Below are 20,941 nucleotides of genomic sequence, written 5' to 3' on the forward strand. Positions count from 1 at the left end.
CTAGAATGCCCGAAATTTCGAAACAGGCAGTTACGAGGGGACAAGGATGGAATTTGCGTTTCCGTGGCCGATGAGCCAGGGCGAGTGGCTGGCATGGTCTAGCGCCGTCGTGACCTTGGTGCTCGGCCTGCTGCTGTTCCTGGCGCCGGGGCTGGCCTTCCGGATACTCAGGCTGCAAGTCAAGCCCGAGAAGGCGGCGGCCATCGCGGAAGGGCGCGGCCGGATGTCGGGCTTTTATCTCGGGGTCAGCCTGTGCTGCATCCTCTTGGCGCAGCCGCTGCTCTACATGGCGCTTGGCTTTTCCTGGCTGTTCACCGCTTTCGGCCGGTTGCTGTCGATGATGTCGGACGGCGCCAACACACCTTTCAACTGGGTTTCGATCGTGGTGGAATTAGTGCTGGCGGCGCTGCCGCTTGCCTTCGCCTTCGGCTTTTTGCCCTGAATCCAAAGGCTAATCCAAGGGCTTCGGGTGAACTCAGCCGCCGGATGCGACAATAGTGCCTGAAAACCATGCGGAACGACGCATTGCGGTCTTAAAATGCCTGTGCTAGAGGGCAATCGACTTTCGGCCGGGGATAGCGGAAGCCGCGCCTCCGTGCTTTAAAAAATGCAGTAAGGTCAAAGATTTAGCCAGAGTTTATTGCTCGCGCCAACAATCTGCGGCCTGTCAGACAAGAGAAAAGACGGTCCGTGGCCCAATCGTCATCGCCAATCTCAGGTGTCGCAGAGCGCTATGCGGGTTCGCTGTTCGAACTCGCCCAGCAGGCAAATTCGGTCGCCAAGGTCGAGGCCGACCTGAACAGCTTCGAAGCCATGCTCGACGGCAGCGCCGACCTTGCCCGGCTGATCAAGAGCCCGGTGTTTTCCAGCGAGGATCAGGCCAGGGCCATCGCGGCGATCGACGACAAGGCCGGGATCACCGGCCTGACCGGTAATTTCCTGCGCGTCGTCGCTGGGAATCGCCGGCTGTTCGCGGTGCCGGGCATGATCAAGGCGTTCCGCCAGATCGCCGCCGAGCATCGCGGCGAGGCCGCCGCCGAGGTCACCTCGGCGCACGACCTGACGGCGGCCCAACAGGATGAATTGAAGGCGGCGCTGAAAAGCGTTGCCGGCAAGGATGTGGCGATCACCGTCACCGTCGATCCGTCGCTGCTCGGCGGGTTGGTGGTCAAGATGGGCTCGCGCCAGATCGATACGTCGCTCAAAACCAAACTCAATTCGCTCAAGCTTGCACTGAAAGAGGTCGGCTGATGGACATCCGCGCCGCGGAAATTTCCGCAATTCTGAAAGACCAGATCAAGAATTTCGGCAAGGAGGCCGAGGTCTCCGAAGTCGGCCAGGTTCTGTCCGTCGGTGACGGCATCGCCCGCGTCTACGGCCTCGACAATGTCCAGGCCGGCGAGATGGTCGAGTTCCCCGGCGGCATCCGCGGCATGGCGCTCAACCTCGAAGCCGACAATGTCGGCGTCGTCATCTTCGGTGCCGACCGCGACATCAAGGAAGGCGACACCGTCAAGCGGACCGGCGCCATCGTCGACGCGCCCGTCGGCATGGGTCTGCTCGGCCGTGTCGTCGACGCGCTCGGCAATCCGATCGACGGCAAGGGTCCGATCAAGGCGACGGAGCGCAAGCGCGTCGACGTCAAGGCGCCCGGCATCATCCCGCGCAAATCGGTGAACGAGCCGATGTCGACCGGCCTCAAGGCCATCGACGCGCTGATCCCGGTCGGCCGCGGCCAGCGCGAGCTGGTCATCGGCGACCGCCAGACCGGCAAGACCGCGATCATCCTCGACACCATGCTCAACCAGAAGTCGGTGCACGACCACGGGCCGGAGAAGGAAAAGCTTTACTGCGTCTACGTCGCTATCGGCCAGAAGCGCTCGACCGTCGCGCAGTTCGTGAAAGTTCTCGAAGAGCGCGGCGCGCTCGACTATTCGATCATCGTCGCCGCCACCGCGTCCGATCCGGCGCCAATGCAGTTCCTGGCGCCGTTCACCGCCTGCACCATGGGCGAGTATTTCCGCGACAACGGCATGCACGCGCTGATCAGCTATGACGATCTGTCGAAACAAGCTGTCGCCTATCGCCAGATGTCGCTGCTGCTGCGCCGCCCGCCAGGCCGCGAAGCCTATCCCGGCGACGTGTTCTACCTGCATTCGCGCCTGCTGGAGCGCGCGGCCAAGCTCAATGACGACAATGGCGGCGGTTCGCTGACCGCGCTGCCGATCATCGAGACGCAGGCCAACGACGTGTCGGCCTACATCCCGACCAACGTCATCTCGATCACCGACGGCCAGATTTTCCTGGAAACCAATCTGTTCTTCCAGGGCGTCCGCCCGGCGGTCAATGTCGGCCTGTCGGTGTCGCGCGTCGGTTCCTCGGCGCAGATCAAGGCGATGAAGCAGGTCGCCGGCTCGATCAAGGGGGAGCTCGCGCAGTATCGCGAAATGGCGGCCTTCGCGCAGTTCGGCTCCGATCTCGACGCCGCCACGCAGCGCCTGCTCAACCGCGGCTCGCGCCTGACCGAACTGCTGAAGCAGCCACAATTCTCGCCTCTCAAGGTCGAGGAGCAGGTCGCGGTTATCTTCGCGGGCGTCAACGGCTATCTCGACAAGCTGCCGGTCAACCAGGTCGGCAAGTTCGAGCACGGGCTGCTTAGCCACATGCGCTCGGCCGGCAAGGACGTGCTTGAGGCCATCCGCAAGGAGAAGGCGCTGTCGGACGATCTGCGCGCCAAGCTGAAGGCGGAGATCGACGCCTTCGCCAAGACCTTTGCTTGAGAAAAGCCGAACGGACGGGATCAGGTTTGAAGCATGCCTTCATTAAAAGACCTTCGTAACCGTATCGCCTCGGTCAAGGCGACGCAGAAGATCACCAAGGCGATGCAGATGGTCGCCGCGGCGAAGCTGCGTCGCGCGCAGGAAGCCGCCGAAGCCGCGCGCCCCTATTCGGAGCGCATGGGCGCGGTGCTGGCCAACATCACCCAGGCGATCGGCGACGGTGGCGATGCTCCCGCGCTGATGACCGGCACCGGCAAGGACGACGTGCACCTGCTCGTCGTCTGCACCGCCGAGCGCGGCCTGTGCGGCGGCTTCAATTCGCAGATCGCCCGCCTCGCCCGCGACCATATCCGCAAGCTTCTGGCCGACGGCAAGCAGGTCAAGATCATCTGCGTCGGCAAGAAGGGCTTCGACATACTGCGCCGCGACTACGCGTCGCTGGTGCTCGACCGCGTCGATCTGCGCGAGGTCAAGACGCTGGGCTTCGTCAATGCCGACGCGATCGCCAAGAAGGTGATCAACCTCTTCAACGAGGGCGGCTTCGACATCTGCACGCTGTTCTATTCGCAGTTCAAGTCGGTGATCAGCCAGATCCCGACGGCGCAGCAGATCATTCCGGCCGGCGTGCCATCGGCCGCCGCCACCGAGACGACGAATGGCGGCAACGCTGTTTATGAGTATGAGCCGGAGCCGGGCGAAATCCTCTCCGACCTCATTCCGCGCAACATCTCGGTCCAGGTCTTCCGCGCGCTGCTCGAAAATGCAGCTGGCGAGATGGGCGCCAAGATGAGCGCCATGGACAATGCGACGCGCAACGCCGGCGACATGATCAACAAACTGTCGATCACCTACAACCGCCAGCGGCAGGCGCAGATCACCAAGGAATTGATCGAAATCATTTCGGGCGCCGAAGCGCTCTAGGCGCGGTTTTGCTTGGGGTCAGGGACCTTCAAGCAGATCGTGTCGGAAACAGAAAGACGAAAAAGGGCAAAGACGATGGCGAAAGCAGCGACCCCGAAGACCGCCGCGAAGGCGGCACCGGCAAAGGCTCCGGCAGCAGCGGCGAAGGCCGCTCCGGCCAAGAAGGCGGCCGCGCCCGCCAAGGCTGCCGCAACGAAGGCAGCGACCGTGGCCGTCAAGAAGACGGGTGTGGTCGGCAAGGTGCGGCAGGTCATCGGCGCCGTTGTCGACGTGCAGTTCGGCGATCAGCTGCCGGCGATCCTGAACGCGCTGGAGACGGTCAATGTCGGCAATCGCCTCGTCCTCGAAGTGGCCCAGCATCTCGGCGAGAACACCGTGCGCTGCATCGCCATGGACTCGACCGAAGGCCTGGTCCGCGGCCAGGATGTCTATGACACCGGCGCGCCGATCACCGTGCCGGTCGGACCGGGCATGCTCGGCCGCATCATCAACGTCATCGGCGAGCCGGTCGATGAGGAAGGCCCGGTCGACGGCATCGAGATGCGCTCCATCCACCAGCCTGCGCCGTCCTATGTCGAGCAGTCGACGGAAGCGCAGATCCTGATCACCGGCATCAAGGTTCTCGACCTGCTGGCGCCATACGCCCGCGGCGGCAAGATCGGCCTGTTCGGCGGGGCCGGCGTCGGCAAGACGGTGCTGATCCAGGAACTGATCAACAACGTCGCCAAGGCGCATGGTGGCTTCTCGGTGTTCGCCGGCGTTGGCGAGCGCACCCGCGAAGGCAATGATCTCTACCACGAGTTCATCGAATCCGGCGTCAACAAGAAGGGCGGCGGCGAAGGTTCCAAGGCAGCACTCGTCTATGGCCAGATGAACGAGCCGCCGGGCGCGCGTGCGCGCGTCGGCCTGACCGGGCTGACGGTCGCCGAATATTTCCGCGACCAGGGTCAGGACGTGCTGTTCTTCGTCGACAACATCTTCCGCTTCACTCAGGCGGGTTCGGAAGTGTCGGCGCTGCTCGGCCGTATTCCGTCGGCCGTGGGCTACCAACCGACGCTCGCCACCGACATGGGCGCGCTGCAGGAGCGCATCACCACCACCACCAAGGGCTCGATTACTTCGGTGCAGGCGATCTACGTGCCGGCCGACGATCTGACCGACCCGGCGCCGGCGACTTCGTTCGCCCACTTGGATGCGACGACCGTGCTCAACCGCGCGATCTCGGAAAAGGGCATCTACCCCGCGGTCGATCCGCTCGATTCGACCTCGCGCATGCTCGACCCGCTGGTCGTCGGTGAAGAGCACTATGGCGTCGCGCGCCAGGTGCAGTCGATCCTGCAGCGCTACAAGTCGCTGCAGGACATCATCGCCATCCTGGGCATGGACGAACTCTCGGAAGAGGACAAGCAGACGGTTGCCCGCGCCCGCAAGATCGAGCGCTTCCTGTCGCAGCCCTTCTTCGTCGCCGAAGTGTTCACCGGCGCGCCGGGCAAGCTGGTCGACCTCGCCGACACCATCAAGGGCTTCAAGGGCCTCTGCAACGGCGACTACGACCATCTGCCGGAGGCCGCCTTCTACATGGTCGGCGGCATCGATGAAGCGGTCAAGAAGGCACAGCGCCTGGCGGCCGAAGCGGCTTAATTTAGGGAATAGGGAGTAGTCAGTAGTGGGTAGGGAATAGCAGCTGCGTGATGTGGGCCGGTTAGGGCCACTTGCTACTGCCTAGGTCCTATTCCCTACTCACTAAATTGACATGGCTGAAGCTTTCCAATTCGAACTTGTCTCGCCGGAGCGCCTGCTTGTCTCCGAGCAGGTCGAGGCCGTCGTTATTCCGGGCGCCGAAGGCGAGATGACCGTGATGGCGCATCACGCGCCGGTCATGACCACGATCAAGCCGGGCGTCGTCACGGTGAAGACCGCCGTCGGCAAGGAAGAACGCTACGTGGTGTTCGGCGGCTTTGCCGACATCGTTCCGGCCGGCTGCACGCTGCTCGCCGAATCGGCGGTTGCCGTCGGCGACATCGACCGCGCCGACCTTGCCCGCCGCATCCAGGAAGCCAAGGAAGACGCCGCCGACGCCAAGGACGACCAGGCCCGCAGCAAGGCCGAGCAGTTCCTTAGCCAGCTCACCACGCTGGAAGGCGCGATCCTGCCGGCCTGAGGCAGGTACTCATCCTGGGGCGAAGCGGAGCGCAGGCCCTGGCACCCATGCTATGACATTGGCGGCGCAGAATGAGCGTTCTGTAGCGATCCTTCGCGCCCCCCCCTCTGTCCTGCCGGACATCTCCCCCACAAGGAGGAGATCGGCAGCTGTGATGCCGGCGCTAATTCGGGAACGTTGGAGATTGGCGAAAGCCGCAGTGACAGCCAATCTCCCCACCCGTGGGGGAGATGTCCGGCAGGACAGAGGGGGGCGCTGTCCCGCCGCCGTCCGGCGCCAGGTCACCCTACGGCCTAGCGCCCGGTATCCCAAGCGCAGCGAGAGCAAGAGCCGGCCCACCCTGCCTGAAATGGACGAGGTGGGTGGCCACGGACTCGATCAGCGGCTGGCGCTCGGCGTGGTCCTTGGCGAAACCGGCGAGGTCGAATACAGCCGCCACCAACTCGTCCGTCGGCAGGTTCCGGCTGAAAAGCACGGCCAGCGGTACATCCAACGGATCGGTGAAATGGTTTTCCGGCAAGGTCTTGCCGCGTGCCTCGCACGCCGCGATCCACGCGGCGATCACCAGCGTCAGATGCTCGGACAGCAAGCCGGCTTCGGCCCGCTCGATCGCGGATGCGAGGATACGTTGCGGCAGTTTCTGGCTGCCGTCATTGGCAATCTGCGCCGTGCGGTGGGCGAGCGCGGTGTTCGAAAAGCGCCGGGCGAGCTGCGCGGTGTAGTCTGCCGTGTCGAGCCCTGCGTCCTGCGGCAGTGTCGGGATGGCCTCGGCCCACAATTGGTCGACGAATTGCCGGATCGCCGGATCGGCGAAGGCGCGGTCGACCGTCGCATGGCCGCTCAACAGGCCGAGATAGGCGATCGCCGAATGCGAGCCGTTGAGCAGCCTGAGCTTCATGTCCTCGAAGGGTCCGACATCGCCGACCATGGTGACGCCGAACTTTTCCCAGGAAGGCCTGCCGGCCGGGAAATCGTCCTCGATCACCCACTGGCGGAACGGCTCGGTCATGACCGGCCAGGCGTCCTCGACGCCGAGCTGGTCTGATATCCGCGTCCGGTCGGCATCGGTGGTCGCCGGCACGATGCGATCGACCATGCTCGACGGGAATGCGACGGTGTCGGCAATATGGCTTGCGAGACCTGGCTCGCGCAGCGCGGCGAATTCGACCAGCAGCCGGTGCAGCGTCGCGCCATTGGCAGGGAGGTTGTCGCAGCAGAGCACAGTGAAGGGCTGAGAGTCGGCGATGCGGCGGCGCGCAAGCGATTCGGCGAGGAAACCATGCGCCGTTTTCGGCATTTGCGGGTTCGCCAAATCGTGGACGATGTCGGGATGAGCCGCGTCTAGGTCGCCGCCGGCCGCCCGGAGATAAGCCTTTTCGGTAATCGTCAAAGTGACGATACGGGTGCGCGGATCGGTCAGTGCGGCCAGCACCGCGCTGGGATTTTCCGGCGCCACCAGCAGTGAGAGGATTGAGCCGACGACGCGCAAGCTTTCGCCGCCACTGTCCCTGACCGCCAGCGTGTAGAGACCGTCCTGCGGCGCCAGTGCGTCGCGTGTGTCTGCGCTGCGCAGCGAGACGCCGACAATGCCCCAATCCGCCTCTCCCGCCGCCAGACAATCATCGACATAAACTGCCTGGTGGGCACGATGGAAGGCGCCGACGCCGAGATGGACAATGCCGGGCGCGACGCGGGTACGGTCATACGAGGGGACCGCGACCGAAGCCGGCAATGCCTGCCATGTGCTGTTGGAAAGGCGTCTGCTCGTCATGGGCGGCGTGTCCAGTTGGATTGCGCGGATTGTCATAAGGGATGATAGGCGGGCGGCGTAACATCCGGCTCCTTTCCACACAATGGGGCAACCTCACGCGAAGTCATCATACAACAATCCAGTTTTTGTATGTTGACATTATTTCTTACCGTCCCTACCGATAGGACCCTGGGAGGCCGAAGTGGCAGGATTGACCGATCCGGATCTGCTGTTTGCTGCCGAAGGGCGCCAGCTTTCGCTCGCCCGCGATCTCTATGCCGGGATCAAGAATCTGCCCATCGTCAGCCCGCATGGCCACACCGATCCGCGCTGGTATGCGCTGGACGAGGCGTTTCCCGATCCGGCGCAATTGCTTGTCGTGCCGGATCACTACATTTTCCGCATGCTGTTCAGCCAGGGCGTGCGCCTCGAGGATCTCGGCGTTTCCAACCTGGACGGCTCGCCGGTGGAAGCCGACGGAAGGACGATCTGGCGGCGCTTTTCCGAGCACTATTATCTGTTTCGCGGCACGCCGACCCGTTTGTGGCTCGACCATGTGCTTGCCCATCTGTTCGGTATTGAGGAGCCGCTGAACGCGGCGACGGCCGACCGCCACTACGACATGATTGCGAAGCTGCTGCGGTGGGAGAATTTCCGGCCGCGCGCCCTGTTCGAGCGCTTCGACATCGAGGTCATCGCGACGACTGACGGGGCGCTCGACGATCTCGGATGGCATCAGATGATCCGCGACAGCGGCTGGGAAGGCCGCGTCATTCCCACCTATCGGCCGGATGCAGTGATCGATCCCGATTTCGAGGGGTTTTCGGCCAATCTCGACCGGCTTGGAGAGATCAGCGGCTGCGATACGGGCAACTGGGCCGGTTATCTCGACGCGCATCGCCAGCGGCGCGACTTCTTCAAGAGTTTCGGCGCGACCGCGTCCGATCATGGTCATCCTACGGCGGAGACGGCCAACCTGTCGGCTGCCGCCGCCGAGGAGCTCTACAACCGCATTCGCCGCGGTTCGGATGACGAGCGCGAGCGCAAACTGTTTCGCGCCCAGATGCTGACCGAGATGGCCAAGATGAGCCGCGACGACGGGCTGGTCCTGCAAATCCATCCCGGCTCCTGGCGCAACCATTCGCCTTCCATGTTTCAGAGATTCGGCCGGGACAAGGGTTTCGATATCCCGACACGGACGGACTATGTGACGGCGCTGAAGCCGCTGCTCGATTGCGTCGGGCTGGAGCGCGAGCTGACCATCATCCTCTTCACGCTCGACGAGACCAGCTATGCCCGCGAATTGGCACCGCTTGCCGGCGTCTACCCAGCGCTGAAGCTCGGGCCGGCCTGGTGGTTCCATGACAGCCCGGAAGGCATGCGCCGCTTCCGCGAGATGACCACGGAAACCGCCGGCTTCTACAACACCGTCGGCTTCAACGACGACACCCGCGCCTTTCCGTCCATCCCCGCTCGCCACGATGTGGCGCGCCGGGTCGACTGTGCCTATCTGGCCCGCCTCGTCGCCGAGCATCGGCTGCGTGAAGACGAAGCGCATGAACTGGCAAAGGAACTTGCCTATACGCTTGCGAAAAAAGCTTATCGGCTCTGAAGGGGCGACTCGCCCGCAATGCAAAGGGAGGAAACCATGTTGCATTTTCCAAGACTGGCGGGAGCTGCGCTGCTTGCCGCCGCACTGATGGCCGGAACGGCAAGCGCCCAGACGGTTCTGCGCTCGTCCGACACGCACCCGGACGGCTATCCGACGGTGGAGGCGGTCAAATATTTCGGCGAGCTTGTGAAGGAGCGTACGGCCGGCCGCTATGCGGTCGAGGTCTATCATTCCGCGCAGCTCGGTGAGGAAAAGGACACGATCGAGCAGGTGCGCAGCGGCGTGATCGACCTCAACCGCATCTCGATGGCGCCGTTCAACGGGCTCATCCCCGAAACCACCGTGCCCTCGCTGCCCTACATCTTCCGCTCGGAAGAGCATATGCGCAAGGTTATGGACGGAGCGGTCGGCGACCAGATCGCGGCGGCGTTCGAACCGGTCGGGCTGGTGCTGCTCGCCTTTTATGATGGCGGCGCGCGCTCCTTCTACAATTCGAAGAAGCCGATCAACTCCTTGGCCGATATGGCCGGCATGAAGTTCCGCGTCATCCAGTCCGACATCTTCGTGGACATGGTAGCGGCACTCGGCGCCAACGCGACGCCGATGCCGTATGGCGAGGTGTATTCGGCGATCGAGACCGGGGTCATCGACGGCGCGGAAAACAATTTTCCGAGCTACGACACCGCCAAGCATGCGGAAGTCGCCAAGTTCTATTCGCTCGACGAGCACACGATGGTGCCGGAAGCCTTCGTCATGGCGAAATCGAGCTGGGACAAGCTGACGCCGGAAGACCAGGCGATCTTCAAGGCGGCCGCCAAGGAAAGCGTTGCCAGGCAGCGCGAACTGTGGACCGCCAAGGTCAAGGAATCGCGCGCCAAGGTCGAGGCGGCCGGTTCGCAGATCACCAACCCGGACAAGCAGCCCTTCATCGACGCGATGGGTCCGGTCTACGAGAAGCACGTCAAGGACGACAAGCTGAAGGCCATGGTCGAGGCCATCAAGGCCGTGCAGTGATCAAGCGGCGGCGCGGGCATTCTCGCGCCGCCATCCTCTTGCGGAGAGAACCTGTGACCTCCAGCCCAGAACAGAGACCGTCCCTGTCCGGCGTTGCGGGCATGATGTCGCGCGTCAGCACGGTGGCGCTGTGGGTCGCCGGCATCGGGCTGGTGCTGATGACCGGCTTCGTCGCCTGGCAGGTGTTCGGCCGCTATGTTCTGAACCGCTCGCCGAACTGGACCGAGCAGGGCTCGGTGATGCTGATGAGCTGGTTCATTTTCCTCGGCGCTGCCGTCGGGGTGCGCGAGAACTATCACCTCGGCTTCGACGTTCTGCTCTACGTGCTGCCGAAGGGCGGCAAGCGCTGGCTGAGGATGATCTCGGACCTGGTCGCGCTCGCCTTCGGCATCGGCATGATCTGGTATGGCAGCCAGCTGGTCGCACTGACCTGGGGCGCTACCTTGCCGTCGCTCGGCATATCGGGGGGCTGGGACTACGTCCCGCTGGTCGCGGGAGGCGTACTCGTCGTGCTCTTCACGCTGGAGCGCATCGTGCTTCGCCTCTCCGGTGCGCCGATCGACGATGTGCTCGATGAACTGCCGCCGGCGGAAGTCGCAGCCGAACTCGACACGGCGAACGTGAAGGTCTGACGCCATGGAACTCTGGATCCTCTTCGGCGTCTTCACCCTTCTGATGCTTATCGGCACACCGATCGCTTTCTGCCTCGGCGTCGCAAGCTTTGCCACCGTGCTCTATATGGGCCTGCCGCCGCTCATCGTGTTCCAGCGCCTGAATTCGGGCATGAGCGTCTTTTCGCTGCTGGCCATTCCCTTCTTCATCTACGCCGGCGACTTGATGGTGCGCGGCGGCATCGCCAGCAAGATCGTTGCCTTCGCCGGCTCGCTCGTCGGCCATTTGCGTGGCGGCCTCGGGCAGGTCAACATCGCGACCGCTACACTGTTCGGGGGAATTTCGGGCTCCGCGGTGGCCGAGGCAGCGGCGGTAGGCGGCTTGATGATCCCGCAGATGAAGGCGCGTGGATATGGAGCGGATTACGCCGTCAACGTCACGTCGATGGCAGCGCTGATCGCGCTGCTCCTGCCGCCGTCGCACAACATGATCATCTACTCGATCTCGGCAGGTGGAAAGATCTCCATCGCCGACCTGTTCACGGCCGGCATCATTCCGGGCCTGCTGTTGGCCCTGTCACTGATGATCACCGCCTATTTCGTGGCGCGCTCCCGCGGCTATCCGACCGAGCCGTTTCCGGGCTTCACCGCCGTTGCGCATCTCTTCGCTGTCGCCGTGCCCGGCCTGCTGCTGATCGCGATCATCTTCGGCGGCGTAAGATCGGGCGTTTTCACGGCGACCGAGAGTTCCTGCATCGCCGTCATCTATGCGTTGCTCGTTACTGTCTTCGTTTACCGGCAGATGACCTGGGAAAGTTTCGTTCATGCCACCCATGGTGCCGTGCGTACCACGGCCATGGTGCTGCTCATCATCGGCATGGCGGCGTCGTTCTCGTGGTTGATGGCCTTCCTGAAAGTGCCGGCAGCGCTCATAGCCTCAATGAACGCGATCTCGGACGATCCGCTGATCGTGCTTCTTCTGCTCAACGTCTTGATGCTGTTCCTCGGCACCTTCATGGACATGGGGCCGACGATCATCATCTGCACGCCGATCTTCCTGCCCGTGGCACAGGCCTACGGCGTCGATCCGGTGCATTTCGGCGTCATCATGATCCTCAACTTCGGCATTGGGCTGAATACGCCGCCGGTGGGTGCGGTCCAGTTCGTGGCGTGCGCGGTGGGCAAGATATCCGTCTGGGAGGCGATGCGCTCGATCTGGCCGTTCTATGGGGCGGGCCTCGTGGTCCTGGGGCTCGTCACATACATTCCGGCGATCTCGCTCTGGCTGCCGAGCGTGTTCAAATAGGGGTTGGCAATGGCATCGGACATGGCGACCAGCCTGAAGGTCGAACGCAAGCCAAAGCTTTCGGAAACCGTGGTTGCGGCGCTTCGAAAGCAGCTGCATGCGGGCGAGATCCAGCCGGGGCAGAAGCTGCCGACCGAGGGCCAACTGACCGAAACCTTTGGGGTCAGCCGCACCGTCATCCGCGAGGCGCTGGCCAAGCTTGCCGCCGACGGCCTGGTCGAGCCGCGCCAGGGCGCCGGCGTCTTCGTCACCGAGCATATCTCGACGATGTTCGGCGCGCTGGCCGCCGACATGGGAGCCAAGGATTCGATCGCGCTCAACGTGCTCGAGGTGCGGCTGGCGATCGAGATCGAATCCGCCGGGCTCGCCGCCATCCGCCGCAACGCCGCGCAGGAAGCCGCGATCCAGGAAGCCTTCTTCGAGTTCGAGCGGCTGCTGCTCAACAGCGAGCCGACAGGTCCGGCCGACCTTGCCTTCCACCGGGCGATCGCCAGCGCCACCAACAACCCGTTCTATGTCGAGATGCTCGACGTGCTGGGACGGCGCGCCATCCCTTGCGACGTGACCTCGCCGTGGTCCACCGAACTCGCCCAGTCCGATGTCTATCAGCGCGGGCTGCAACGCGAGCACCTGGTGATCCTGAACGCGATTTCGGCGGGCGATGCCGAGGCGGCGCGCGAGGCCATGCGCGCGCATCTCACCGCCAGCCAGCGGCGCTATAGCAACCGCCTGCACGCACGCCAGGTTTTTTACGCCGACTCGGTCAAGGCCGCGGCAACCGAATGATCCTCTCGAAGTCGGGGCAGCAATGAATCAGATTCATAATCAAACGGACTTCACATCGCGCTTCGCCATCGACCCTGTTGCCGCAGCGGCGATGGGAACGGACGAGCTTCGTCACAATTTCCTGATCGAAGGCCTGTTTCTATCAGGCCGTATCAGCCTGACCTATTCCCATTATGACCGCATGATCGTCGGCGGCGCCATGCCCGCCGAAACAGCGCTGCCGCTCGAAGCGATCAAGCCGACGGGTACGAAGAATTTTCTCGACCGCCGCGAAATGATCGCCGTCAACATTGGCGGCGCCGGTACGGTGAAGGCTAGCGGCCAGTCCTACGAATTGCAGGCGCGCGACATGCTCTATCTCGGCATGGGCGCCAGCGATGTGTCGTTCGCTTCCGTGAATCGGGCAGAGCCGGCTAAATTTTATCTGCTCAGCGCGCCGGCGCATCAGAGCCATCCCAGCCGGGTCATCCGCATCGGCGACGCCAAACGGCTAGATCTCGGCAGCCAGGCGACCTGCAACGAACGCTCGATCTTCCAGTTCATCCATGCCGAGGGCGTGAAAACCTGCCAACTGGTCGTCGGCATGACGCAACTTGCGCCGGGTTCGGTCTGGAACACCATGCCGTGCCACGTGCATGACCGGCGCATGGAGGCCTATCTCTATTTCGATCTGCCGGAAGCGGCGCGCGTGTTCCATTTCATGGGCGAGCCGGACGAGACACGCCATCTCGTCATGCGCAACGAGCAGGCGGTGCTGTCGCCAGGCTGGTCGATCCACTCGGGCGCCGGCACCTCCAACTATGCCTTCATCTGGGCGATGGCCGGCGACAATGTCGACTATACCGATGTCGACCCGGTGGCGATGGAAGAGCTGCGGTGAACTCCGCGTTCAGCCTGGCCGGCAAGCGCATCCTGGTCACCGGCGCCAACACCGGCATCGGCCAGGGCATCGCCGTCTCGATTGCGCGGGCCGGCGGCGCGGTGGTCGGCGTCGGTCGCTCGGCGATGGACGACACGGCTGCAAGGGTCGCGGCGGCAGGCGGGGCGTTCGCGGCCGTGGCCGCCGACCTCGCCGATCCCGCTGCCGCCGCCAGCATGCTCGATCGCGTCTGGGACGAGAAGGGGCCGCTCGACGGCCTGGTCAACAATGCCGGCATCATTCGGCGTGCCGATGCGGTCGAATTGACCGAGGCCGATTGGGACGAGGTGATGGACATCAACCTGAAGACGGTCTTTTTCCTCTGCCAGAGCTTCGCCAGACGCGTGCTTGCCGGCGGACGCAAGGGCAAGGTCGTCAACATTGCCTCCGTGCTGAGCTTCCAGGGCGGCATCCGCGTTGCTTCCTACACCGCCTCGAAACATGGCGTGCTCGGCATCACCCGGCTGCTCGCCTGCGAATGGGCGCCAAAAGGCATCAACGTCAACGGCATTGCGCCGGGCTACATCGAGACCAACAACACCGAGGCGTTGCGGGCCGATCCAGACCGCAGCGCCTCGATCCTGGCGCGCATTCCGGCCGGGCGCTGGGGCGGCCCGGAAGATATCGGCGATGCCGCCGTCTTCCTGCTGGCGCCGGCGTCCAACTACATGCATGGCGCCGTGGTGCCGGTGGATGGCGGCTGGCTGGCGCGATGAGGAGCAGGTCATGACCAAGATTTTTGCGCATGCCGGCGAGGGCGCATGGACGCCGACCCCGGATGGCAACCGCAGGCGTGTGCTCCTGCACACGGACGAACTGATGATGGTCGAGTTCGGCTTCGAGAGGGGTGGCGTCGGCGCGCTGCATTCGCACCCGCATGTCCAGGCAAGCTACATCGCGGAGGGCCGCTTCGAGGTCACCATCGACGGCAGGACGGAAATCCTGGAAGCCGGAAGCAGCTTCATCGTCCCGTCCAACCTTGTCCATGGCGTCAAGGCGCTCGAAGCGGGTCGTCTGGTCGACAGCTTCACGCCGCACCGCGCTGATTTTCTCGACTGACGGCATTTTGCGCGAACGAAAATCCCGCGCCTCCGGAGAGGCGCGGGCTGTTGCCTGGGCGCTTTTGGCGCCGCGGTACTCGAAACATCACCGCAGGATTTGAACCTGCCCAATCTTGGTGAAGATAGGATTAATCGGCCAGAGCTGGTGCGATATCCGTACCCAGAAGGATAGGGCTGGAATTACGGTCCCATATCAGCCAATGAGGGAGATGTTTTTTCAGGCGGCGCCGACGGAGACAGGACTTGAAGGGCGTTCGAATGTTCGAATCTGCTGTCAAGGCAGTCACCTCGCGATTCGCCAGGGAACTTCGGCGGGTCGTGTCGCCGCTGTCCTTGAAAAGGCGAAAGCAGACACAGGCGAACGGAAACGACACGTTTCCCAACAGAATTTTCATCGCGGGTTGCGCACGAAGCGGAACAACCCTGACACAGCAGTTGATGGGATGTTTCGGGGACACCTTCGTCTATCCGCCCGAAGCGCGCTATGCGATGTTGGATATGCTGGATCGGCCGGAATCCAATCTCGTCGTCAAGCGCGCCTCCCGCAGCTATGCCCATCTCGCGAAACTGCCCGCTGCCATCGGGCTGATCTATTGCGTGCGCCATCCCTTCGACGTGCTCACCAGTTCGCATCCGCAAACAAGGGGGTTGCGCCGGTTCCATGTCACGCCCGAGCGCTGGTTGGCCGAATACGACGCGCTGATACGGCTGAAAAAGGCGCAGCCGCATCGACAGATCCTTTATGTTCGCTACGAAGACATGATCGGCGAGCCGGATGCCGTGCAGGAAAGAATCGCGCGGTCGTTCGGGTTGGCGCTGCGGATTCGCTTCAGCGAGAATCCGAACAACCCGATCCGGGCAACCTCGCTCAGAAAATGGGAAAGGAACGAAGAATTCCTGACCTATCTGCATAGCCTGCCGCCGACATTTCTCAGCCGCGTGGAAGGCTTCTGCGGCGCGTTCGGCTATGACATGCCGGCCGATCCGGGTCGATAAGATCGCGAACCGGTTGGCCGCCTCTGAATGGGCGGTTGATCTGGTCCTGCTGCGACTTGTTCCTGTTGTGGTTCGATGACAGCTGCGCTAATGCAAAGTGGCACGCGGAGGGTAGTTTGATCGGTTCCCACGTCTTCTCCAATCCGCGGAAAATCAATCCCAGTCTATTTTGCTTCGGGGTCGAGACCTCTTGCAAACCGGCATGGATTTCGTGTTCGACCGTTCCCGCGCCGCCCTTTCGGGCGGCGCCGATTACAGAAATTCCCTGATGCAGATATCGGCGGCGAGCGTCCGGGCAGAGGATCCCAAGCGCCGCGTCCTGAAGGACGTGTTCGGCTTCGATGATTTTCGTCCCGGCCAGGCATCCGTGATGGAAACGCTGCTGGCCGGGGGTCATGTGCTGGCCGTCATGCCGACGGGTGCGGGCAAATCGCTCTGCTACCAGGTGCCGGCGCTGGTTCTGGGCGGGCTCACCATTGTCGTGTCGCCGCTGGTTGCCCTTATGCAGGATCAGGTCGCGGCATTGCGGCTTGCCGGCGTGGCGGCCGACACGATCAATTCCTCGCTCGACCGCGATGCCAATGTCGCGGCGTGGCGCCGTGTCGCGGCGGGCCAGACACGCCTGCTCTATCTCGCGCCCGAACGGCTGATGACCGAACGGATGCTTGAAGCGCTGGCCAGGCTCGATGTAAGCCTGATCGCCATCGACGAGGCGCATTGCATCTCGCAATGGGGCCCGGCGTTCCGGCGCGAATATGAGGAATTGTCGCGGCTCTCCGGCATTTTCCCCGATGTGCCGATCATCGCGCTGACGGCGACCGCGGACGAGGCCACGCGCGACGACATCGCCGCGCGGCTATTCGCGGGGCGCGTCGAGAGCCTGGTGTTGGGGTTCGACCGGCCGAACATCAAGCTTGGCATCGAGGCCAAGCAGAACAGCAAGCGCCAGTTGCTGGATTTCGTGCAGCGTCATGCCGGCCGCAGCGGCATCGTCTATTGCCTGTCGCGAAAGAAGACGGAAGAGACGGCGGCGTTCCTCGAACAGAACCGCGTCACCGCGCTCGCCTATCATGCCGGCATGAGCAAGGAGGCGCGAGAGGCCAACCAGAACGCCTTCATGACCTTGTCCGGCGTGGTGATGGTGGCGACCATCGCTTTCGGCATGGGCATCGACAAGCCTGACGTCGCCTATGTCTTCCACACCGATATGCCGGGCAGCCTCGAAGCCTATTACCAGGAGATCGGCCGTGCCGGCCGCGACGGGCGGCCGGCGGTGGCGCATATGCTGTTCGGGCTCGGCGATATCCGCATGCGTCGGCTCTTCATCGAGGACGAGGACGCATCGGCGGAGCACAAGCGGCGCTCGCATGGCCGGCTCGACACCTTGATCGGCTATTGCGAGACGGCTGAGTGCCGCCGCCGGGTCCTGCTCGGCTATTTTGGAGAGGAAGCGTCGCCGTGCGGCAATTGCGACAACTGCCTCGATCAGGTGCCGCGCGCGGATGGTACTGCCGAGGCGCGCATCATCCTGGCGGCGGTCGCGCAGAGCGGCGAACGCTTCGGTGCGGCCCATGTCATCGACATTCTACTCGGCCATGAAACCGAGAAGGTGCTGGCCAGAGGCCATGAAAGGCTCGCCGGCTTCGGCAGCGGAGTGGTGCATAAGAAGGATTTCTGGCTGTCGCTGATCCGACAGCTTGTCGCGGGCGGTTTCCTGGAGCCGGATCCGTCCGGCCATGGCGGTCTCGCCATCGCCGAAAAGGGCCATGCGCTCGGCCGTGGCGAGATTCCGTTCCAGTATCGCGTCGAGATGCGGCATCGCGCCGCGCGCGGCAAGCTGCGCTCCGCCGGAGGTACCGCTGGTGATAGCGAAGGCCTCGATGCTTCGCTGCTGGCCGCGCTCAAGGCGCTGCGGCTGCGCCTTGCCAAGGAACGCCAGGTGCCGGCCTATGTGGTGTTTTCCGACCGCACGCTGATCGACATGGCCGAACGCCGCCCGCGCGACCTCGACGCTTTCGCCGAGGTGAATGGCGTCGGCGCCGCAAAGCTCAGGGAATTCGGCGAGATATTCCTTGGCGCAATCGCCGCGCATCTGTCTGGAGCGTCGGTGTGAAGCCTCCATCAAGAAGGATCAAAACCAGCGCATGATCTCGAAAATCGGAATGGATTTTGCTGGTGTCTTCGCCATGATTGTCAGTTTGCGAGGCAGCATTTCTTGAATTTCTTGCCGCTTCCACAAGGACATGGATCGTTGCGCCCGATATCACGCAAGGGGTTTGTGGCCGGCGTGATATTGGACCAGTCTCTGTCTGGCCAGGGCGATTGCCAATCTTCCTCGTCAAGCCCAATGTCTTCGTCAAGATGAAGGCCGCGGGTCCAGTCCAGCGCCACGAGCACATCGTCGATGTAGCCGAGATTGGCGTCCTTGAACCGGTCAATGTCGTCCGGCCGTTGCTCGGCATCCAGGAGGTCGCTTTCGAAATGGCTGCGATCAAGCACCCCCGACGGCACGCGGCCTTCGTCCCAGGCGCTGTGGACGAGCGGTGCGAGATCGCGCAAGGCGAGCATGGCGATTGCCTCCAGCCAGCCAATCCAGGCGTAATCGTCGTCGTCAGCCAGCCTCTCCTTGTGGAACCGCTCCAGAAACTGCTGTGTCCGGCCACGCTCGATACGACCGTCCCAGGTTAGAAAGGTCACCGCGCCCAGCGCCGCGTCGCGGATGAATTCATCGACGGAGCGGTCGGCGATGATGCCGAACAGCGCATCGACATCGCCGTCGAACACGCCGGCGACAATGCTCGCCAGGGTTTCGGTGACGGTGTCGCCGATCAGACTGTCGAGCTCGTCGTCCGGGCGGCGCAGCAGGCGCAGCAAGGGCTGGCATGCGTCGCTGTGGCGGGCGCCGCCCAGGATATGCAGGCCTCTGAAGAGCAGCATCTCCTCGTCGTCCGACAGGGCAGCTCCATCGGCTGCTCTTGTGAGGATTGCCAGCAGTGCCGGAGCGGATTCTTCGATCCTGATGGTGCAAAGCCCAATCGCGACATCCGGCACCGGCCGCTCGGTCGCCACGGCATGCAGGTGGTGTTCTATCGCGCCCAGATCGAAATCGGGCTGGCCATCGCCAAGGATTGCTTCGAGTTCTTCCTTCTTCATGCCATCCTCATTCGTTCGCTCTTGCCAAATCTACGCCAGGCCGCCTGCCTTTCAACAGTTGATCTTGGGCAGGGGCGAGATTCTCGTGCAAAAGGTCCGGGCTGGCAACGGAAGCGAGTTTGCCTTGTGACCTATAGAGTGGTACATTATCTCACAACCATGGTGTTGGAATGATCGCCGGGTTTCGGGATGAGTGGCTGCGTGCCTTCTTCGTGGATGATGTCCGTTCGCGGAACATTCCTTCCGACCTTGAAGGCCGGCTGTTCCGCAAGCTCCAGATGATCGACGATGCGGCGACCGATCGGGACTTGCGCGTGCCGCCCAGCAATCACTTTGAGAAGCTGCGTGGCAGTCTGGCAGGGTTCCATTCGATCCGGGTCAACCAGCAATGGCGGTTAGTCTTCCACTGGGATGGCGATCGGGGCGAGGCGATCGGCATTTATCTCGATGACCACAGCTACAGATGAAGCGAGGCAAAATCATGCTGACGACAAAGCGCAAGCCGGCGACGGTCGGCGAGATACTGACCGAGGAGTTCATCGAGCCGATGGGCTTGACGCAAGCCGCGTTGGCCGAGGCGATGGGTGTTCAGCGCAAGCATGTCAACGAACTGTGCAACGATCGAAGGGGCGTGACCGCGGCAACCGCACTCATCCTCGCCCGCGTGTTCGGCAATAGCCCGGATTTCTGGCTGAACGTGCAGCGGCGTGGCGATCTTTGGGAAGCGATGCACACACCCAGGGAACGCGATCGGATCGAACGTGCTCGTCCTCTGAAAAGCGCTGCGTGATCCACGTCGGCAACAGCATTCGGATAGCCGGTCGAGAGGCAGCATGAGCGAATACCAACACTACGATTTTCGGGCGGTCGACCGCCCACTCAGCGAAGCGGATCGCCGGGCGCTGCGGGAGTTTTCGACGCGGGCGCGGATCACGGCCACTGGCTTCACGAACTCCTACGAGTGGGGCGACTTCAAGGGCGACCCGGTCGAGTTCATGGAGCGCTGGTTCGATCTTCATCTTTATCTGGCCAATTGGGGCACGCACCGCCTGATGGTCCGCCTGCCGAAGCGACTGATCGACCGGCGGCGTCTCGACGGATTTCTGCATGCGGTCGATTGCGTCGATATCAGGACTTCGGGTGTCATGGCCTCGGCATCGAAGCCCAAGTCCTCAGGCATGAAGGTGCGGGAACATCGTGAACGTCTGCGCCGGCAAGGTCTGCGCCCCATACAGATATGGATGCCGGACGTGAGTGCGCCCGCCTTTCGCTCGCAAGCGCATCGCCAGTCGCTGGCGGTCGCGAAGGCGCTCGTTGATCTGACGGTTAGTGCGTTCGCGGCGCTGCTGGATCGTGAACATCATCAACAGTCGAATGCCGATGCTGATAAGCGTGAAAAGCGCCAGGCCGATAAGCGTCACGAGCACGCTCTGCCACGAGATGAAGTCGATGTTGCGCAAAGCGTTGGTTCCCTGCCCGTTGCCTCCAGCCCGGTTTCATCGCCGGCCGGCCACAGGGCCATTCTTGCGTCAAAATCGCCCAGCGGCAACCTAAGGCAGAGTGCGATGATAGCGGAAAGCGCCAGTCACAACACTTAGAGCGGTTCAGCTTTTGATAGAGCGCTGACCCGCTCTAAGTGTTGTTTTACGCAATTCCGGACGGAAAACCGCCATACACTTTTCCTGGAATTACTCTCGCAGGAGAGGCTGAGGCAGGCAACGAAGCTGTTCGGCAGCCCTCGCGGGACGTTGTCCCTGCCCGGTGCTCAAGTCACAAAGAATGAGTTTGCCGTGATCGAGAGACCCGGGGAAAGCGTGGCGAACTGTATTTGAGATGCGCCGCCGATGCCGTCGCTGTCGAAAGAGAGCGCT

At 63.1% G+C, this 20,941-nt stretch carries 21 protein-coding genes and 1 pseudogene; 20 read left to right on the forward strand and 2 right to left on the reverse strand.

Annotated features, from left to right (window positions below; all coding sequences use genetic code 11):
• Positions 1-46: 46 nt before the first annotated feature.
• The 6 genes from MESS4_RS05435 to MESS4_RS05460 all read left to right on the forward strand — a co-directional run bounded on the left by MESS4_RS05435 (position 47) and on the right by MESS4_RS05460 (position 5,862).
• The gene (locus MESS4_RS05435) at positions 47-442 is read left to right on the forward strand and encodes a DUF4345 family protein (protein WP_006327477.1); all 396 of its coding nucleotides are present in this window, start codon (positions 47-49) and stop codon (positions 440-442) included.
• Positions 443-690: 248 nt separating this feature from the next.
• Positions 691-1,251: a F0F1 ATP synthase subunit delta gene (locus MESS4_RS05440; RefSeq protein ID WP_006327478.1), complete on the forward strand. Its 561-nt coding sequence runs from the start codon at positions 691-693 to the stop codon at positions 1,249-1,251.
• Complete coding sequence (atpA, locus tag MESS4_RS05445) at positions 1,251-2,780, forward strand: F0F1 ATP synthase subunit alpha (protein ID WP_006327479.1); 1,530 nt, start codon at positions 1,251-1,253, stop codon at positions 2,778-2,780. The genes MESS4_RS05440 and atpA overlap by 1 nt, the downstream gene beginning before the upstream one ends.
• A gap of 33 nt (positions 2,781-2,813) precedes the next feature.
• A complete protein-coding gene (locus MESS4_RS05450; protein ID WP_006327480.1) occupies positions 2,814-3,701 on the forward strand; it encodes a F0F1 ATP synthase subunit gamma in 888 nt (295 codons plus the stop codon).
• 75 nt (positions 3,702-3,776) lie between these two features.
• Positions 3,777-5,342 carry a F0F1 ATP synthase subunit beta gene (gene atpD, locus MESS4_RS05455; RefSeq protein WP_006327481.1) on the forward strand — a complete coding sequence of 522 codons (1,566 nt, stop codon included), beginning with the start codon at positions 3,777-3,779 and terminating at the stop codon, positions 5,340-5,342.
• 112 nt (positions 5,343-5,454) lie between these two features.
• Entirely contained in the window at positions 5,455-5,862 is a 408-nt protein-coding gene (locus MESS4_RS05460) for a F0F1 ATP synthase subunit epsilon (RefSeq protein ID WP_006327488.1), read from the forward strand.
• 286 nt (positions 5,863-6,148) lie between these two features.
• Here the strand turns inward: MESS4_RS05460 and MESS4_RS05465 are convergent, their stop codons facing one another.
• Positions 6,149-7,633: a mannitol dehydrogenase family protein gene (locus MESS4_RS05465; RefSeq protein ID WP_006327489.1), complete on the reverse strand. Its 1,485-nt coding sequence runs from the start codon at positions 7,631-7,633 to the stop codon at positions 6,149-6,151.
• Between the two features lie 181 nt (positions 7,634-7,814).
• On the opposite strand from MESS4_RS05465, the gene uxaC reads away from it, so the two are divergent.
• From uxaC to recQ, 10 genes are all read left to right on the forward strand, one after another.
• Positions 7,815-9,224 (forward strand): glucuronate isomerase, encoded by a 1,410-nt coding sequence (uxaC, locus tag MESS4_RS05470; RefSeq protein ID WP_006327491.1) that lies wholly within the window; start codon positions 7,815-7,817, stop codon positions 9,222-9,224.
• A gap of 36 nt (positions 9,225-9,260) precedes the next feature.
• On the forward strand, positions 9,261-10,238 hold the full coding sequence (locus MESS4_RS05475; RefSeq protein WP_006327494.1) for a TRAP transporter substrate-binding protein: 978 nt from the start codon (positions 9,261-9,263) through the stop codon (positions 10,236-10,238).
• A gap of 101 nt (positions 10,239-10,339) precedes the next feature.
• On the forward strand, positions 10,340-10,870 hold the full coding sequence (locus MESS4_RS05480; protein ID WP_085987805.1) for a TRAP transporter small permease: 531 nt from the start codon (positions 10,340-10,342) through the stop codon (positions 10,868-10,870).
• 4 nt (positions 10,871-10,874) lie between these two features.
• Positions 10,875-12,155, forward strand: a complete 1,281-nt coding sequence (locus MESS4_RS05485; RefSeq protein WP_006327497.1) for a TRAP transporter large permease — start codon at positions 10,875-10,877, stop codon at positions 12,153-12,155.
• A 9-nt stretch (positions 12,156-12,164) separates the two neighbouring features.
• Entirely contained in the window at positions 12,165-12,941 is a 777-nt protein-coding gene (locus tag MESS4_RS05490; protein WP_006327499.1) for a FadR/GntR family transcriptional regulator, read from the forward strand.
• 22 nt (positions 12,942-12,963) lie between these two features.
• On the forward strand, positions 12,964-13,821 hold the full coding sequence (gene kduI, locus MESS4_RS05495) for a 5-dehydro-4-deoxy-D-glucuronate isomerase (RefSeq protein WP_006327503.1): 858 nt from the start codon (positions 12,964-12,966) through the stop codon (positions 13,819-13,821).
• Positions 13,818-14,576, forward strand: a complete 759-nt coding sequence (kduD, locus tag MESS4_RS05500) for a 2-dehydro-3-deoxy-D-gluconate 5-dehydrogenase KduD (RefSeq protein WP_006327504.1) — start codon at positions 13,818-13,820, stop codon at positions 14,574-14,576. Before kduI ends, kduD begins: the two co-directional genes overlap by 4 nt.
• Before the next feature lie 10 nt (positions 14,577-14,586).
• Positions 14,587-14,919, forward strand: a complete 333-nt coding sequence (locus MESS4_RS05505; RefSeq protein WP_006327505.1) for a cupin domain-containing protein — start codon at positions 14,587-14,589, stop codon at positions 14,917-14,919.
• Between the two features lie 245 nt (positions 14,920-15,164).
• On the forward strand, positions 15,165-15,917 hold the full coding sequence (locus tag MESS4_RS05510; protein WP_006327506.1) for a sulfotransferase: 753 nt from the start codon (positions 15,165-15,167) through the stop codon (positions 15,915-15,917).
• A 268-nt stretch (positions 15,918-16,185) separates the two neighbouring features.
• Entirely contained in the window at positions 16,186-18,030 is a 1,845-nt protein-coding gene (gene recQ, locus MESS4_RS05515; protein ID WP_036240755.1) for a DNA helicase RecQ, read from the forward strand.
• Positions 18,031-18,110: 80 nt separating this feature from the next.
• Here recQ and MESS4_RS34315 read toward each other — a convergent pair whose 3' ends face one another.
• On the reverse strand, positions 18,111-19,070 hold the full coding sequence (locus MESS4_RS34315; RefSeq protein WP_006327509.1) for a DUF1186 domain-containing protein: 960 nt from the start codon (positions 19,068-19,070) through the stop codon (positions 18,111-18,113).
• Between the two features lie 170 nt (positions 19,071-19,240).
• On the opposite strand from MESS4_RS34315, the gene MESS4_RS05525 reads away from it, so the two are divergent.
• The 4 genes and pseudogenes from MESS4_RS05525 (at position 19,241) to MESS4_RS34320 (ending at position 20,668) form a co-directional block, all read left to right on the forward strand.
• Positions 19,241-19,537 carry a type II toxin-antitoxin system RelE/ParE family toxin gene (locus tag MESS4_RS05525; protein WP_006327511.1) on the forward strand — a complete coding sequence of 99 codons (297 nt, stop codon included), beginning with the start codon at positions 19,241-19,243 and terminating at the stop codon, positions 19,535-19,537.
• 14 nt (positions 19,538-19,551) lie between these two features.
• Positions 19,552-19,860 (forward strand): HigA family addiction module antitoxin, encoded by a 309-nt coding sequence (locus MESS4_RS05530; protein WP_036240759.1) that lies wholly within the window; start codon positions 19,552-19,554, stop codon positions 19,858-19,860.
• A 43-nt stretch (positions 19,861-19,903) separates the two neighbouring features.
• Positions 19,904-20,137 (forward strand): annotated as a pseudogene (locus tag MESS4_RS31755) (hypothetical protein); the annotation flags it as partial.
• 174 nt (positions 20,138-20,311) lie between these two features.
• Entirely contained in the window at positions 20,312-20,668 is a 357-nt protein-coding gene (locus MESS4_RS34320; RefSeq protein WP_244441054.1) for a hypothetical protein, read from the forward strand.
• The last annotated feature ends 273 nt before the right edge of the window (positions 20,669-20,941 follow it).

Origin of the sequence: Mesorhizobium sp. STM 4661, assembly GCF_000359125.1 — a bacterium.
GTDB lineage: Bacteria > Pseudomonadota > Alphaproteobacteria > Rhizobiales > Rhizobiaceae > Mesorhizobium.

What these genes read in the sequence shown, in the direction of transcription:
- MESS4_RS05460 (WP_006327488.1), top strand. Translation starts at nt 5,455, where the DNA reads ATGGCTGAAGCTTTCCAATTCGAACTTGTCTCGCCGGAGCGCCTGCTT.
- MESS4_RS05465 (WP_006327489.1), bottom strand. Translation starts at nt 7,633, where the DNA reads ATGACGAGCAGACGCCTTTCCAACAGCACATGGCAGGCATTGCCGGCT.
- MESS4_RS05530 (WP_036240759.1), top strand. Translation starts at nt 19,552, where the DNA reads ATGCTGACGACAAAGCGCAAGCCGGCGACGGTCGGCGAGATACTGACC.
- MESS4_RS34315 (WP_006327509.1), bottom strand. Translation starts at nt 19,070, where the DNA reads ATGAAGAAGGAAGAACTCGAAGCAATCCTTGGCGATGGCCAGCCCGAT.
- MESS4_RS05505 (WP_006327505.1), top strand. Translation starts at nt 14,587, where the DNA reads ATGACCAAGATTTTTGCGCATGCCGGCGAGGGCGCATGGACGCCGACC.
- MESS4_RS05525 (WP_006327511.1), top strand. Translation starts at nt 19,241, where the DNA reads ATGATCGCCGGGTTTCGGGATGAGTGGCTGCGTGCCTTCTTCGTGGAT.
- MESS4_RS05475 (WP_006327494.1), top strand. Translation starts at nt 9,261, where the DNA reads ATGTTGCATTTTCCAAGACTGGCGGGAGCTGCGCTGCTTGCCGCCGCA.
- atpA (WP_006327479.1), top strand. Translation starts at nt 1,251, where the DNA reads ATGGACATCCGCGCCGCGGAAATTTCCGCAATTCTGAAAGACCAGATC.
- MESS4_RS05490 (WP_006327499.1), top strand. Translation starts at nt 12,165, where the DNA reads ATGGCATCGGACATGGCGACCAGCCTGAAGGTCGAACGCAAGCCAAAG.
- MESS4_RS05435 (WP_006327477.1), top strand. Translation starts at nt 47, where the DNA reads ATGGAATTTGCGTTTCCGTGGCCGATGAGCCAGGGCGAGTGGCTGGCA.
- MESS4_RS05480 (WP_085987805.1), top strand. Translation starts at nt 10,340, where the DNA reads ATGATGTCGCGCGTCAGCACGGTGGCGCTGTGGGTCGCCGGCATCGGG.
- MESS4_RS05485 (WP_006327497.1), top strand. Translation starts at nt 10,875, where the DNA reads ATGGAACTCTGGATCCTCTTCGGCGTCTTCACCCTTCTGATGCTTATC.
- kduI (WP_006327503.1), top strand. Translation starts at nt 12,964, where the DNA reads ATGAATCAGATTCATAATCAAACGGACTTCACATCGCGCTTCGCCATC.
- MESS4_RS05450 (WP_006327480.1), top strand. Translation starts at nt 2,814, where the DNA reads ATGCCTTCATTAAAAGACCTTCGTAACCGTATCGCCTCGGTCAAGGCG.
- recQ (WP_036240755.1), top strand. Translation starts at nt 16,186, where the DNA reads ATGCAGATATCGGCGGCGAGCGTCCGGGCAGAGGATCCCAAGCGCCGC.
- MESS4_RS34320 (WP_244441054.1), top strand. Translation starts at nt 20,312, where the DNA reads ATGCCGGACGTGAGTGCGCCCGCCTTTCGCTCGCAAGCGCATCGCCAG.
- atpD (WP_006327481.1), top strand. Translation starts at nt 3,777, where the DNA reads ATGGCGAAAGCAGCGACCCCGAAGACCGCCGCGAAGGCGGCACCGGCA.